Origin of the sequence: Variovorax davisae (assembly GCF_030316845.1) — a bacterium.
Classification (GTDB): Bacteria; Pseudomonadota; Gammaproteobacteria; order Burkholderiales; family Burkholderiaceae_C; genus Variovorax; species Variovorax davisae.
This window is the reverse complement of sequence record NZ_JASZYS010000022.1, coordinates 58,512-72,103: the sequence shown is the minus strand read 5'-3', so window position 1 is coordinate 72,103 and position 13,592 is coordinate 58,512. Positions and strand designations below refer to the sequence as shown.

The 13,592-nt window shown below is 65.8% G+C and carries 13 protein-coding genes; 5 read left to right on the top strand and 8 right to left on the bottom strand.

The genetic code is table 11. The annotated features are described in order from the left end of the window. Nucleotides 1–19 precede the first annotated feature (19 nt). Complete coding sequence (locus QTI33_RS33165; protein ID WP_286510848.1) at nucleotides 20–298, top strand: hypothetical protein; 279 nt, start codon at nucleotides 20–22, stop codon at nucleotides 296–298. 40 nt (nucleotides 299–338) lie between these two features. Here the strand turns inward: QTI33_RS33165 and QTI33_RS33160 are convergent, their stop codons facing one another. From QTI33_RS33160 to QTI33_RS33130, 7 genes are all read right to left on the bottom strand, one after another. After that, entirely contained in the window at nucleotides 339–1,556 is a 1,218-nt protein-coding gene (locus QTI33_RS33160) for a branched-chain amino acid ABC transporter substrate-binding protein (RefSeq protein WP_444814922.1), read from the bottom strand. A 60-nt stretch (nucleotides 1,557–1,616) separates the two neighbouring features. Continuing rightward, nucleotides 1,617–2,603, bottom strand: coding sequence for a Bug family tripartite tricarboxylate transporter substrate binding protein (locus QTI33_RS33155; protein ID WP_286510846.1), 987 nt, complete (start codon nucleotides 2,601–2,603; stop codon nucleotides 1,617–1,619). A 19-nt stretch (nucleotides 2,604–2,622) separates the two neighbouring features. Further along, nucleotides 2,623–3,318 carry a carbonic anhydrase gene (locus QTI33_RS33150; protein ID WP_286510845.1) on the bottom strand — a complete coding sequence of 232 codons (696 nt, stop codon included), beginning with the start codon at nucleotides 3,316–3,318 and terminating at the stop codon, nucleotides 2,623–2,625. An 8-nt stretch (nucleotides 3,319–3,326) separates the two neighbouring features. Continuing rightward, on the bottom strand, nucleotides 3,327–4,355 hold the full coding sequence (locus QTI33_RS33145; protein WP_286510844.1) for a YeiH family protein: 1,029 nt from the start codon (nucleotides 4,353–4,355) through the stop codon (nucleotides 3,327–3,329). A gap of 36 nt (nucleotides 4,356–4,391) precedes the next feature. Beyond that, a complete protein-coding gene (locus QTI33_RS33140; protein WP_286510843.1) occupies nucleotides 4,392–5,597 on the bottom strand; it encodes an MFS transporter in 1,206 nt (401 codons plus the stop codon). Nucleotides 5,598–5,735: 138 nt separating this feature from the next. Then, nucleotides 5,736–7,328 carry an acyl-CoA carboxylase subunit beta gene (locus tag QTI33_RS33135; RefSeq protein ID WP_286510842.1) on the bottom strand — a complete coding sequence of 531 codons (1,593 nt, stop codon included), beginning with the start codon at nucleotides 7,326–7,328 and terminating at the stop codon, nucleotides 5,736–5,738. 40 nt (nucleotides 7,329–7,368) lie between these two features. Then, entirely contained in the window at nucleotides 7,369–7,596 is a 228-nt protein-coding gene (locus QTI33_RS33130) for a biotin/lipoyl-binding carrier protein (protein WP_286510841.1), read from the bottom strand. A gap of 160 nt (nucleotides 7,597–7,756) precedes the next feature. On the opposite strand from QTI33_RS33130, the gene QTI33_RS33125 reads away from it, so the two are divergent. The 3 genes from QTI33_RS33125 to QTI33_RS33115 are packed head-to-tail and all read left to right on the top strand — an operon-like array spanning nucleotide 7,757 to nucleotide 10,991. Beyond that, nucleotides 7,757–8,251 carry a Zn-ribbon domain-containing OB-fold protein gene (locus tag QTI33_RS33125; protein ID WP_286510840.1) on the top strand — a complete coding sequence of 165 codons (495 nt, stop codon included), beginning with the start codon at nucleotides 7,757–7,759 and terminating at the stop codon, nucleotides 8,249–8,251. A gap of 14 nt (nucleotides 8,252–8,265) precedes the next feature. After that, nucleotides 8,266–9,810: an AMP-binding protein gene (locus QTI33_RS33120; protein WP_286510838.1), complete on the top strand. Its 1,545-nt coding sequence runs from the start codon at nucleotides 8,266–8,268 to the stop codon at nucleotides 9,808–9,810. 8 nt (nucleotides 9,811–9,818) lie between these two features. Then, nucleotides 9,819–10,991, top strand: a complete 1,173-nt coding sequence (locus QTI33_RS33115; RefSeq protein ID WP_286510837.1) for an acetyl-CoA acetyltransferase — start codon at nucleotides 9,819–9,821, stop codon at nucleotides 10,989–10,991. Between the two features lie 19 nt (nucleotides 10,992–11,010). Here QTI33_RS33115 and QTI33_RS33110 read toward each other — a convergent pair whose 3' ends face one another. After that, nucleotides 11,011–11,769, bottom strand: coding sequence for a GntR family transcriptional regulator (locus tag QTI33_RS33110; protein WP_286510836.1), 759 nt, complete (start codon nucleotides 11,767–11,769; stop codon nucleotides 11,011–11,013). Nucleotides 11,770–12,005: 236 nt separating this feature from the next. Here QTI33_RS33110 and QTI33_RS33105 point away from each other — a divergent pair, with 236 nt between their 5' ends. Next, nucleotides 12,006–13,469 carry a patatin-like phospholipase family protein gene (locus QTI33_RS33105; protein ID WP_286510835.1) on the top strand — a complete coding sequence of 488 codons (1,464 nt, stop codon included), beginning with the start codon at nucleotides 12,006–12,008 and terminating at the stop codon, nucleotides 13,467–13,469. The last annotated feature ends 123 nt before the right edge of the window (nucleotides 13,470–13,592 follow it).

The following is a 13,592-nucleotide window of genomic DNA, read 5'->3' as shown; positions in this document are numbered from 1 at the left end:
TGATCGTGGAGGCAAGGAAATGAGCGAAGCAATCTACTGTTTCGACACGGCTACGGTGCGGTTCGCGATCTACCCCGAAGGCCCTGCTGGCGAGCGAGTCATCGTCGAGATCGCGGAAGACCCGCTGCGGGATCTGTTCGGCGCAGAGGGCGGCGGTGACACCCTGGTGGATGCCTACAAGGCGCACGCCGCGATCATCGACGCTTGCGCGCTGGAGCGTCATCATGAGGCGCCTCATTGCCCCGTTCTGTTGGAAACCCGGGATTTCGAGGCGCTGGAGCACTTTGCCGGCTCGTGAACCGCGACCGGCGAGGCACCCAGCTTGCCAATTCGCGGCGTCAGTCCGGACGGTTCATCCTGCAGCTGGTCGGCATTTCCGCACGGCTGGCAGGGATCGACCGGATGACCCGGAAGCCGTAGCCCGAGCCCTCGACGTCGAACTTGACGCCGGGGGCGCCCTGCCGGTCCATGACGCCGACCACCAGCGGCTGCTGGAACTGGTGGTCCGCGGCGCGCATGTGGCCGCGCTGGCCGGCCAGGGTGACATCGGCCTTCTCGAGGGCGCGCGCCACGGCGACGGTGTCGACGCTGCCGGCCCGCTCGATGGCCTGCGCCAGCGCCTCGACGAGCAGTTGCATGCGCATGTGGACGTAGTCGTCCGACGGCTTCGGGAAGCGGGTGCGGAAGTCGCGGTAGAAGGCCTCGCTCTGCGGCGTCTGCACGTTCGGCAGCCAGTCGGCCACCGCCGCCACGCGCCCGATGCCGGCATCGCCGATGGCCGCCGGCGCGCCCAAGGCATTGCCGTAGAAGGTGTAGAAGCTGCCGTTGAAGCCGGCCTCGCGCGCGGCCTTCACGAGCAGCGTCAGGTCGTTGCCCCAGTTGCCGGTGATGACGCCCTGCGCGCCGCTGGCCATGATCTTGCTCGCGTAGGGCGCGAAGTCCTTCACGCGGCCCATCGGATGCAGTTCGTCGCCGACGATCTGGACGTCCGGCCGCAGGCCCGCGAGCTGCCGCCGCGATTCGCGCAGTACCGACTGGCCGAAGCTGTAGTCCTGGCCGATCAGGTAGACGCGCTGCAGCGACTTGTCTTCCTGAAGCACCTGCATGAGCGCGGTGACCCGCATGTCGGCATGGGCGTCGAAGCGAAAGTGCCAGAAGCTGCAGCGCTCGTTGGTGAGCACCGGATCGACCGCCGAGTAGTTGAGGAACAGCACGCGCCGCGATGGGTCGCGCTCGTTGTTCTTGTCGATGGCGTCGATCAGCGCCGCCGCCGTGGCCGACGAGTTGCCCTGCAGCACGATGCGCGCGCCGTCGTCCATCGCGGCCCGCAGCGCCGAGAGCGCCTCTTCGTTCTGCCCCTTGCTGTCGTAGCGATCGAGCTGTAGTATGCGGGCGCCGCCCGGCAGCTTGACGCCGCCGCGGGCATTGACCCGCTCGACCGCCCACAGCAGGTTGCGGAACACGGCCTCGCCGGTGTTGGCGAAAGGGCCGCTCATGCTTTCGATCAGGGCCAGGCGGATCGGCGGCACAGGTTGGGCGAAACCCGGCGCGACCATCGTGGTGCCAATGGCCGCGAGGCCTAGTCTCAGCGCCTTGCGGCGCATCGCGTCCATGACCTACTCGGGCTTGAAATCGATCGACTTCAGCACGACGCCGATGCGCTCGTAGTCCGAACGCAGCGACTTCGCCAACTCTTCCGGCGTCCGCGGCTGACCCGGCTCCAAGCCGAACTCCTTCAGGCGCTCTCGCGTGGCGGGCTGGGCCATCACCTTCAGCGTCGCGTCGCGCAAGCGGGCCTGGGCCTCGGCCGGCACGTCCGGCGTGACGAAAACGCCCAACCAGCCCGAGGCCTCGATCTGAGGGTAGCCCAGTTCGGCAAAGGTCGGGGTGTCGGGCAGGTTCGGCGAGCGCTGGGGCAAACTCACGGCATAGGGGACGATCTTCCCGACCTTGATCAGCGGAATCGCGTTGGGAATCCCCGCGAACATCAACTCGATGTGCCCGCCCATCACGTCGGCCAGCGCCGGGGGCGTACCCTTGTAGGCAACGTGCAGCATGTCGATGCCGGCGGCCTTGTTGAGTTGGAGTCCCATCACATGCGACACCGTGCCGGCGCTGTAGGAGGCGTAGCTCACCTTGCCGGGATGGGTCTTCACATACCCTACCAGCTCCTTCAGGTTCTTCGCCGGCACGGAGGGATGGCCCACGAGCACCAGGCCGCCGCGCGCGAGTTCGGCCAGCGGCCTGACTTCCTTGGCCATGTCGAAACGCAGCTTGACGATGTGCGGGATCTCACTCACGATCGCATCGAGCGAGACGACCATCGTGTTGCCGTCGTGCGCCGACTGCATCAGATCGCCGACCGCGACCGCCCCACCGCCGCCGGGCTTGGTGTCGACGATCACCGGCTTGCCCAGCTCCTTCTGCAGTCCGTCTGCCAGAAGGCGCGAGACGACGTCCAGCGAACCGCCGGGGGGGCCGGCCACGATGATGCGCGCCGCCTTGTCGGTGTTCGCTTGCGGGAATGCGGCGGGAGCCGCCAGCATCGAAAGTGCGGCGGCAAGGGTGCCGCCCAGGCGGCAGCGTTGAAGAATGGAAGGCATATGCGTCTCCTGCTGAAGTTCAATCGTTTGGGGAATGTTGGGGAGCGGATTCGGGATCGGGCAGCGCGTCGAAGAACTCGACCCGCCCCGTTTCCAGCGAATACTCGGCGCCGACGACGTGAAGCTGGCCCGCGTCGATGAGGCGTTCGAGAATCTTGGAGCCGTGGCGCAATTGGTCGACCGACTGGCGAACGTTCGCCTGAACGCTTTTCCGGATCAGCGTCTCCCGGTCGTAGCCCAGTTCCGGAGCCAGCAGATCGGCGACTGCGGGCCGGATTCGATCGGCAATGAATCGCAAGTGCGGCGAACGGGCCTCGGTGGGCCGCCGCAACTGCTCCAGCGTCCCGAGAATTGCACCGCAGTGCGTGTGCCCCATCACCACGACCAGCGGCGTGCCAAATTCCGCCGCAGCGAATTCGATGCTGCCCAGTTGGGAAGGAGCGGCGATGTTGCCGGCCACGCGAATGACGAACAGGTCGCCGAGGTCCTGGTCGAAGACGATCTCGACGGGCACGCGTGAATCGGAGCAGCCGAGGACGATCGCGAAGGGCTTCTGCTCGAAGTTGGTCTTGGCACGCCGCATGCGGTGCAGGAAACGCTCGCCGGTGTGAACCTCCGAGGCGAAGCGCTCGTTGCCTTCGCGCAGGCGTTTCAGTGCTTCATGGGCGCTGGTCATGGGGTGTGCCTGCCTCTCCTGTTTGACGAAATCTTGCATTGGGGACCTCAGCGTGTGAACAAGATGAATGCGATCACGAGGACCGCGAGGAATACCGTCTCGCTCACCATCAGCACGATCGGCTTCAGGCCCACAGTGGCGAAATCCTTCAGGTGGGACTTCATCCCGATCGCGGCCATCGAGATCACAAGCAGCCAGGTGGAAAGTGTCCGCAGTGTTTGCTGCAGTGCAGCAGGAATGAAGCCGGCGCTGTTGGCGGCTACGAGAAGCGCAAAAACCACCACGAACCAGGGCAGCAAGGGCGGCTTCGGCCCGCCCGTCAGGCCGGGGACGTGCGCCTTGCGGTACGACAGCGTGATGACCAGGATCACCGGCAGCAGCATCGCGACCCTCAGCAGCTTGACGATCGTCGCGACGTCGCCGGCCTCCTTCGACATGCCGTAGCCTGCGCCGACCACCTGCGCCACGTCGTGGATCGTTCCGCCAAGGAAGATCCCCGCGTGCTGCTCGCCGAAGCCGAGCGCGGTGACCAGCATCGGGTAGAGCACCATCGCCGCCGTCGAGAGGGTGCTGACGCCGATCACCGTGAAGATGGTGGCGCGCTCCTTGACGTTGTCGTCGGCCTGCGCCGGTATCACCGCGGCGATCGCCATCGCTGCCGATGCCCCGCAGATGCCGACGGCACCGCCCGTCAGAACGCCGAAGCGATTGCGGTAGCCGAGCATCTTTGCGAGGGCGATGCCGAAGCCGATCGTCATCGCCACCGACAGCACGACCATGGCAATCGGCAGCGCACCCAGCGCCGTAATCTGTGCCAGCGTGATACGCACGCCCAGCAGCGCGACGCCGATGCGAAGCAGCGTGCTCGCGGAGAACCGGATACCCGGAACGCAGCGGCCTTCCGTCGAGAGGAAGTTCAGCGCCATGCCGAGCAGCAAGGCAAAGAGCATGCCCGATACGTGGTAGTGATCGGCCAGCGAGATCGCGGCGACGGCCACCACCACTGACATCAAGATGCCGTGGAAATTGGTGCGCGCGGGCTGTCGCCAACCGGTGAGCGTGAGGGAGAGGTTCATGGATGGGACTCGCGATAGAGGATGGCGAAGCGGCGCTCAGGCCGCTTCCTGCGCGGCCCTGGCGCGCAAGCGCGCCACGTCCGACTCGTAGCTGCGCGAAACCATGACGAAGAAGACCGAGGCCACGAGCGCGAGCAACGGTGCCAGCGACAGTGCGCGCTGGAGGCCCAGTACGTCCGACAACACGCCGACGATCAGCGGCCCGGGCGCCAGTCCGATCAGGTTGTTGGCCAGCGTCATCGTCGCCGCCACCGTCGCGCGCACGCCAGGGTGCGTGACATCGCAGACAATGGCCGCCGAACAGCCGCCCTGCGCCGCGGCGAACAAGGCGCCGAGGAAGATCAGGCCCAGCCCCAGCGGACCGGGCGGCAGCGAAAAGGCGACGATCAGGGCCAGTGCCGTCAGCGCCGAATAGGCGGCCGGCACCAGCACACGGCGACGCGGATGCCTGGCGCTCAGCCGGTCGGCCAGTCCGCCACCGAAGATCATCCCCACGCCCGACGCGAGCACCGCGACGCCGGCCACGAGCGCGGCCTTCTTCACATCCATGCCGTAGAAGCGGACGAAATAGGTCGGCAGCCACGCGATGAGCATCCCGGGCATCGCCATCTGCAGTCCGCTCGCGAGGTAGGCGAAATTGCCCGAGCGCGAAGCGAAGACCTCGCGCGCGATCCGGCCAAGGCCCATCCCCTTCGACGAGGCGTTGACTTCCTTGGGCAAGGCGGCCGTCTTGTAGTCGCGTACGACGAAGGGGTAGATCAGCGCCAGCACCAGCCCGGGCGCGCCCACGGCGAAGAAGGCCATTCGCCAGCCGGACTGGGCCGCGATGGCGCCCCCGAGGACAACGCCGAGCACCGACCCGAACAGGCTGGCGGAAAGGAATGCACCCAGCACGGCGGCACGCTGCTTCGCAGGAAACACGTGCGCGAGCAGCGCGGCCCCTGCGGCGCCGTAGGCCGCTTCGCCGAGCCCCACGAAGGCGCGGGCCGTCAGCAGTTGCGCGTGGCTCTGCGCGAGGCCGCAGGCGATGGTCGCGAGGCACCACACGACCGCCATGAGTGTGATGCTCCTGACCCGGCCCCAACGATCGGCAATCAGAGAGATCGGCACGGTCAGCGCGCCGACGGTGAGCGAGACCACGCTCACCAACATGCCGAGTTGCGAGTCGGAGAGGTCCCACTCGGCCTTGAGGGCAGGCATGACGGCCCCGATAACCTGGCGCGACAAGTAGTCGGACAGCATCAGGCCGAAGGTGAGCGCGAAGACAGCCCACATGTAGATGCGCGAAAGGCGCCGGGGCTCGTTGGTGACGATGTGCGTGTCGCCGGCCGACAGTGCGGGATTCATTTGGCTTGTCTCTTGGTTGCTTTGGGTTCTTGCTCAGAGGTAGGTCGGCCACGAGCGCATCTCGTGCTCGCCGATGCCGCCATTGCGATCGCGCCGGTGCGTGGCCAGGCCGTCGATGAGCCAGCCGCGGGTCTGCTTCGGTGCGATGACCGACTGCACGCCGAAAGCGCCGGCCAGCGCATAGGCTGACGTGTCGCGTGCCAGTTCGGCCTTCAATTGGTCGAAGCGCTCGGGGTCATCCTCGCGCTTGATGCCATGGAGGACGCTAACGCCGATCTGCGGGTCCATGAAGCTGGCGTCGGCGCTGGTCCAGGCGGCCACAGCGTCGCTGTTGCGGCCGCCGCCCATGTTGATGTAGGCCTGGCCGTAGCTCTTGCGCAGAATCACCGACAGCTTGGGCACACTGCAAAGCTGCACGGCATGGATCATGTTCATGATGTGCGCCGGGGCCGCCTTGCGCTCGCCCTCGATGCCGACCAGGAAGCCCGGCGTATCGACCAGGAAAAGGATGGGGATGTTGAAGGAATCGCACATCGCCAGGAACGCCGTGACTTTGCGGCAGGCTTCGGGGTCCATTGCGCCACCCTTGAACATTGGGTTCGAGGCGACGATGCCCACGCTCTCGCCGTTGAGTCGAGCCAGGCCGGTGACGGCGGCCCGGCCGAAGCGGTCCTTCAGGGCGAAGAAGCTGCCGTCGTCGACGATGCCGGCAATCACCTTGCGCATGTCATAGGTCTTGCTGCGCGCGGAAGGCACCAGCTCGACGAGCTTTTCGGCATCAGGCGCGATCGCCTCGGCTGCAGGGAGGTCGGGGGGCCGAGCTCCCGCGTGAGACGGCAGGTAGCTGAGGAAGCGGCGGATTTCCGCCAATGCTTCCGCGTCGCTGCCGACGACCCGGTCCACCAAGCCGGTCTGCTCGGCGTGCAGTTTCCATCCGCCCAGCTCTTCCGGATCGACGGTTTCGCCGATCGCGAGCGAAGTGACTCTTGCGCTCGACACCGCGAGGAACGCGCCCTTGCGCATCACGACGAAATCGGAGAGACAGGTGTACCAGGTCGATGAGCCCAGGCAGGGCCCGAGCACCGCGCTGACCCAGGGGGTTTCACGCCGGCGGCAGTACTGCTGTGGGTCTTGGCCGGCTGCCGCCATCGCCTCGGCGCCGAGGCTGTCGGGCACCCGCGAACCGCTGGATTCGCCAAGGAAGATCAGCGGCATGCCGCTGCGGTTGGCCGTGTCCTTGAGGCGCGAGATCTTGCGCATGTTCACCGCAGACGACGACGCGCCCATGACCGTCATGTCGTTCGACACAACGGCCACGCGTCGCCCTTCAATGCGGCCGGTGCCGGTGATCTTGGCGTCGGCCGGAGAGCTTTGGCGGTCGGCAGGCAAGACCGAGACGGCCAGCATGCCGGTTTCGCTGAACGAGCCAGCGTCCAGCAATTGATCGATGCGTTCGCGGGCGTTCAGGTGGCCGCTGGCGCGGCGCTTCGCGAGCTTGTCCGCACCGCCCATGGCGAGCGCGGTGAGGATGCGGCTGTCGAGTTCGGCCCGCTGGTCTTGGTGGCTGGAACTGGCCGGAGCGGCGGCATTGACTGCCGCGTCGGCTGGTGCGAATCTGAGGCTCATGCGGATGCCCTCTTTGCAGCGCGCTGGTTCTTCATGGCGCTCATTCCTCTTCGAAGAGCGCGATTTCCTGGCCTTCGCGCACAGGCGCGCCTTCTGCGATGAGGATCTCGAGCACGCGGCCGGCCTCGGGGGCCACCACGGGGATTTCCATCTTCATGGACTCGAGAACCATCAGGGTGTCGTCAGCCTGAAGCACATCGCCCGGGTTCACCAGGATCTTCCAGACGGTGCCGGTGATTTCGGAGCGGATCTTTGTCTCAGTGGTCATGTTCGAGTGCCTCGTGATGTGGCGGCGGAGCGCCGATGCACGAACTTTAATCGACATTCAGATTGTTGACAAGATGAATGTGCCCATGATCTAATCGCCGCATTGCAGCAAAGCGCTGCGCCACGAGGCGACACACCCGTCCCGACCGGAGACAAATCCCATGGCCCTGACAGCAAGCGAAACAGACGACAAGCCGATGAACCCGACCCCGGCGCGGCCCGTGCCGATCCCCACTGCCGAGACCGCGCACTACTGGGGCGCGGCGCTCGAAGGCACGCTCAAGATCCAGTACTGCCCTGCCTGCGCGCGCCACCAGTTCTACCCGCGCCGCTTCTGCACAGATTGCCTGTCGGAGGAGATCGTTTGGGTTCCGGCCAGCGGCTCCGGCCGGATCTACACCTATACCGTGTGTCATGTCGCCGGCCATCCCGCGTTCGAGGCGCACGTCCCCTACGCGATCGGGCTGATCGAACTCGACGAGGGTGTGCGCATGTTGGCGGGCATCGTCGCTTCGGACCTGGGCCACCTCGCCGTCGGCGCTCGGGTGGAGGTGTGCTTCGAGCGCGTCAGCAGCGAGATCGCCCTGCCGATGTTTCGGCTCACGGGCGGCGATCGGGTTGCCGCCGACCGCACTGATCGTCCCGACCATACCTAGACACTGGAGATAGCATGATCATTGATTCCTTCGACGCCGGTGCGACGGCATTTCCGGACCGCATCTTTGTGCAAGGTGCAAGCGTGGAACTCAGCTACCGCGAGGCAGCTGACGCCTCGCACGCGGTTGCCGCCGCCCTGGTGCGCGACGTGCAGCCCGGCACCCATGTGGCCGTGCTCTCGCCCAATCACCCGATGGTGTTGCCCGCGATGCTGGGCGTGATGCGCAGCGGCGCGGTCTACGTGCCGCTCAATGCCCGCGATCCGATCGAGGACATCGTCTGGTTCGCCAGGTTCTGCGACGTGGCGGTGCTGATCTGCCATGAGCAGTACGCGCCGCATCTCGAGCGCTTGAGAGCCGAGATCCCGACGCTCAAGCGTGTGATCGGCCTGTCCGAACCGCTGGAATCGGGCGGCCACACCATCACGCAATGGTTGACGGACTTCGCCGGCCGGCGCGTCGATGCGCGCCGTGAACCCGACGACATCGCGCTCATCAAGTCCTCGGGCGGCACGACGGGCCGGCCGAAGGCGATCATGCAGAGCCACCGTTCGCTCGAGACCGCCTACCGGATCACCAATCAGTTCACGCCGCCGCGCAAGGATCCGGTGCATCTGGTCGTGGCCCCGCTCACGCATGCGGCCGGTGCGACCATGGTCGCGCTGGCGCGCTTCGGCGCACGCAACGTGATCGCCCCGTCGGCGGACCCAGGGGTGATCCTGGAGGCCATCGAGCGCGAGCGGGTGACCCACATCTTCCTGCCGCCCACCATGATCTATCGCCTGCTCGCTCATCCTGACGTGGCGACGCGCGACTGCTCTTCGCTGGAGTACGTTCTGTACGGTGCAGCGCCGATGTCGGTCGACAAGTTGCGCGAGGGCCTGGCGCGCTGGGGCCAGGTGTTCATGCAGAGCTACGGCCAGTCGGAAGTGCCCGGCGTCATCACCTGCCTGTCGCGGAAGGACCATTTCGTGCACAACGACCCCGAACTCGACCAGCACCTCGCCTCGGCCGGCCGCCCCTCCGGGGCCTGCGAGGTGGCGCTGATGGACGATGCTGGCAACATCGTGCCGACCGGCGAACGCGGCGAGATCGTCGCACGCGGCGACCTGGTTTCGCCCGGCTACTACAACAATCCCGAGGCAACGGCGGAGGCGCGTGCCTTCGGCTGGCACCACACGGGCGACATCGGCGTGTTCGACGAGAACGGCTTCCTGTATGTGGTCGACCGCAAAAAGGACATGGTCATTTCCGGCGGTTTCAACATCTACCCGAGCGAGATCGAGCAGGTGATCTGGGGTCACCCCGCAGTGCAGGACTGCGCGGTCGTCGGTGTGCCCGATGCCGACTGGGGCGAACGTCTGACCGCGGTCATCGAGCTCAAGGCCGGCGGCGTTGTCACAGCCGACGAGATCGTCGAGATGTGCAAGAAGCGCTTCGGCAGCCTGAAAACGCCCAAGCAGGTGGAGTTCTGGCCCACGCTGCCGCGCAGCCCTGTCGGCAAAGTTCTCAAGAAGGACGTCCGAGCCCAACTCACAGCCGGATCGGCGCAGGGCTAAGGGCAGTCATGGACCCCAAAGCTCTGAGTGGCCGCTACGCGATCGCCGGCGTCGGCGAGGCCGGCATGGGCAAGGCCCAGCCCGGAGACACGGCCTTGTCGCTTCAGTGCGAGTCAGCGCGGCAGGCGATCCTGGACGCGGGGCTGAAGCCCACCGACATCGATGGCGTGTTTGCCCACTGGGATGACCGTGCCGCCGGCCTGCTCGTGACGGAGTACATGGGCCTGAAGCCGAGCTACGTCGACAGCACCGTCGTCGGCGGCCAGTCGAACCTGACTCATGTCGCTCACGCGATGGCGGCGATGGAGGCGGGCCTGTGCAACGCCGCCCTGATCACCTACGGCAGCACCCAGAGGCTGGACCGCAGCCGCTCCCGCGGGGGCCACGCGCAGGATGCGCGCATGCCGCCAGGGCAGTTCATCCAGCCCTACGGCATGCTGAGCCCGATCGGCTTCTATGCGATGCTGGCCCGCCTGCACATGCACCGCTATGGCACCCGCGCCGAGGATCTGGGCGAAGTCGCTCTGGCGGCGAGGCGCTGGGCGCAGCTCAACCCGAACGCCATCGCCCGCTCGCCGCTGACGATGGAGGACTATCTGGCGGCCCCGATGATCGCAGATCCCCTGCGCAAATTCGACATCTGCCAAGTGACGGACAGCGCCGGTGCCATCGTGCTCGTGCGGGCCGATCGCGCACGGGACCTCCCTCGCCCGCCGGTGCTGGTGAAGGGCTTCGCCGAGCAGTACATTCAGCACGCCACGCCCTTCGGCACGGACGACTGGATCGACAACGGCGTGCTCGCCGAGATGGGCCGACTGGCGATGACGCGCGCGGGCCTTGGCCATTCCGACATCGACCTCGTGCAGATCTACGACGCGTTCACGATCAACGTGCTCGTCGGGCTCGAGGCCCTGGGTTTCTGCGGTCGCGGCGAGAGCGGCGCCTTCGTGCAGGGTGGACGCACCGCCCCAGGCGGAGCGTTCCCGATGAACACCTCAGGCGGCGGCTTGTCCTTCAACCACGGCGGCATGTTCGGCATGCCGTTGATGATCGAATCGGTGCGCCAGTTGCGTGGCGACTGCGGCGAGCGACAAGTGTCGAGTGCTCACAACTGCCTGCTGCAGGCGGGCGGCCTCGTCATGTCTGCGTACATGGTCATGGTCCTGGGCGCGGCGGACTGACGGAGGGCACACCGTGCGATCACGCTTCAGCGGGGCCGGAGCCCTGCCGCGACTCGAGTTGCCTGATCGCCTCGCGCTGGGAGTCCTCGATCAGCTTTTCGACGGCCTCGGCAGCTGCGTCCACATTGCCGGCCTTCATGGCCTTGTGCATGGACTTCCAGTTGCGCGCCGACTCCTTGCGCCGTGCCGGCGTGGCGAGGCCCAGTTGCGTGTACCGCAATGTCTGGCGCGACAGCGAAGCAAGAATCTCGGCGAGCCGCTCGTTAGTACAGGACTCGCGCAAGACGCGGCTGAGACGAAACGAGATCTGGAAGTATTCGTGGCTTCCGTCCGGGTCCAGAGCGAGCGAATCCAGTGCACGGATGTCGGCGTCGATGACTGCGGCGAGGCGCGCCGCCTCGTCGGCGGAAAGTCGGGCGATCATCGTGGAGGACAGCTTGCGGCGAATCTCGAAGATGTCGGCGACCTCCTTGCTCGAGAGCTGCGTCACGTGCGCGCCCCGATTGGGCAGGATGCGCACCACCGAATCCTTTTCAAGGATGCGCAACGCCTCACGCACGGGGCCGCGGCTCACCTCGAACAGCTCTGCAAGGGCTTCTTCGCGGATGCGCTCGCCCGGCTCGTACTCGCCGCTGGCGATGGAATTGAAGATCAGCTCTGCGATCTGCTCCGGAAGTGTCTGAAGCTGCCGCAGGGTGGCTTTGGCGCGCGGCGCCGGCACTTCGGCTTCGGTGCGATCAAGCTCGGCTTTGGAACTCGCCTTCTTCAGGGCATTCATGGGTCTTTGTCGCCATATCAAGATGTTTGAGCCGCCAATCAGAGGGAGAAGCAGCGCAAGATTGTTAACATACCAAATGTGATCACGTATTAAATCACAAGTCTCGGGCGCGCACGCGGGGGTCGCCGATGCGCAGTCGACCGAGCAATAGAAGGTACCGAGCCTTGCGGCTTCAGTGCCAATCAGTTGGAATCAAAAACCGGTCGCTCGCAATCGATCGACTTCCTGGAGAACCCATGACTGAATCGCGGATTTCACATTGGGGCATCGCAGCCTGCGCATTGTTGGTTGCTGGTTGCGCCACCCGGCCGGTCAACCCCCCCATTTCGCAAGCGAATCCAAGCAGCGGCTATCGCTTCGAAACGCGCCAGGCCGAGGTCAAGGACAAGGACGCGCTTGTCATCCTCGCGTTCTCCGGTGGCGGAACTCGCGCTGCCGCGTTCTCGTACGGCGCGCTCGAATACCTGAGGCGCACCGAGATCGTCACGCCGAAAGGAAGGGGCCGGCTGATCGACCAGGTCGACATCATCACCGGCGTGTCGGGCGGCAGCTTCACCGCGCTGGCGTATGGGCCCTACGGCGACAAGCTGTTCGACGACTACGAGCAGCGCTTTCTGAAGCGCGACGTTCAGGGCGCCATCATTTCGCGTTCGCTGAATCCGGGCAACTGGCCCAGGCTGTCGTCGACCGCGTGGGGGCGTTCCGAGCTCGCGGCCGAGTTGTACGACGAGGTCCTCTTCAACAACGCCACTTTCGGCGACCTGAATCGCGGCAAGGGGCCGTTGATCCTCGCTTCGGCAACCGACATTTCGAGCGGCGCGCGCGTGGTTTTCCAGCAGAGCGTCTTCGACGTGCTGTGCTCGGACCTGAACGCCGTGCCCTTGTCGCGCGCAGCCGCCGCCTCATCGGCGGTGCCTGTGGTCCTGTCGCCAGTCACGCTGAACAACTATGGCGGCACTTGCAACATGACCCCGCCCCCATGGGTAGCGCGGTTCACGGATACGGACAACCCGCCGCGGCCTGCTGCGCGAGCCATTCGCTCGCTCAGGTCTCTTGGCGATTTCACAGACAGCGCCAAACGACCCTATATTCATCTCGTGGATGGCGGCGTATCCGACAACGTTGGCATGCGCGGCGTGCTCGATTCCCTGGAGATCCTCGAGGCGATGCAGGAAGCCGGAATGCCGACGCAGCTCGACAGTGCGAAGCGGATCGTTGTCTTCATCGTCAATTCGCTCTCCGTGCCTCCGACGAACTGGGACGAATCCGAAACGCCGCCCGGAAGTGTGGAGATTCTGCTCAAGTCGAGCGGCGTGCCGATCGATCGCTACTCGTTCGAAGCCGTGGAGTTGCTGAGGGACATGGCCGCCCGCTGGAACACGATGCGAAAGATCCGGACATCAGCAGCGATGGCGAGCAACAAGGACCCAGCCGTCGCGGCCATCACCCGCGGACCGGACGCCGAGATCTATGCCATCGACGTCTCGTTCGCCGCCCTGAAGGACAAGGCGGAACTGGCCTATCTCAATCAGCAGCCGACCACCTTCGTGCTACCGGACGTCGCTGTGGATCGCCTGCGCGCTGCCGCAGGAACCATCATGGCGGACTCGCCCGAGTTCAGGCGTCTTCTCCGGGACGTAGGAGGAACGCTGGTTCCAGCGCCGGCCGCTGGGCCCCCACGACCGGCTGCGGCGCCCTAGTCTCGCCATCGAACGGTCGTTCGCCCGGTCGGTTGGCGATAAACAGCGTTGGGAATGGCCTCCATGATGAACCCCCAATGAGGTAGAAGGCGTTCAAACTTGCACCGAAGGGCAATCAACTCG

Excerpts from the sequence above, each read along its gene's own strand:
- QTI33_RS33165 (WP_286510848.1), top strand. The coding sequence starts at position 20 with ATGAGCGAAGCAATCTACTGTTTCGACACGGCTACGGTGCGGTTCGCG.
- QTI33_RS33160 (WP_444814922.1), bottom strand. The coding sequence starts at position 1,556 with ATGGTCGCGCCGGGTTTCGCCCAACCTGTGCCGCCGATCCGCCTGGCC.
- QTI33_RS33155 (WP_286510846.1), bottom strand. The coding sequence starts at position 2,603 with ATGCCTTCCATTCTTCAACGCTGCCGCCTGGGCGGCACCCTTGCCGCC.
- QTI33_RS33150 (WP_286510845.1), bottom strand. The coding sequence starts at position 3,318 with ATGCAAGATTTCGTCAAACAGGAGAGGCAGGCACACCCCATGACCAGC.
- QTI33_RS33145 (WP_286510844.1), bottom strand. The coding sequence starts at position 4,355 with ATGAACCTCTCCCTCACGCTCACCGGTTGGCGACAGCCCGCGCGCACC.
- QTI33_RS33140 (WP_286510843.1), bottom strand. The coding sequence starts at position 5,597 with ATGCTGTCCGACTACTTGTCGCGCCAGGTTATCGGGGCCGTCATGCCT.
- QTI33_RS33135 (WP_286510842.1), bottom strand. The coding sequence starts at position 7,328 with ATGAGCCTCAGATTCGCACCAGCCGACGCGGCAGTCAATGCCGCCGCT.
- QTI33_RS33130 (WP_286510841.1), bottom strand. The coding sequence starts at position 7,596 with ATGACCACTGAGACAAAGATCCGCTCCGAAATCACCGGCACCGTCTGG.
- QTI33_RS33125 (WP_286510840.1), top strand. The coding sequence starts at position 7,757 with ATGGCCCTGACAGCAAGCGAAACAGACGACAAGCCGATGAACCCGACC.
- QTI33_RS33120 (WP_286510838.1), top strand. The coding sequence starts at position 8,266 with ATGATCATTGATTCCTTCGACGCCGGTGCGACGGCATTTCCGGACCGC.
- QTI33_RS33115 (WP_286510837.1), top strand. The coding sequence starts at position 9,819 with ATGGACCCCAAAGCTCTGAGTGGCCGCTACGCGATCGCCGGCGTCGGC.
- QTI33_RS33110 (WP_286510836.1), bottom strand. The coding sequence starts at position 11,769 with ATGAATGCCCTGAAGAAGGCGAGTTCCAAAGCCGAGCTTGATCGCACC.
- QTI33_RS33105 (WP_286510835.1), top strand. The coding sequence starts at position 12,006 with ATGACTGAATCGCGGATTTCACATTGGGGCATCGCAGCCTGCGCATTG.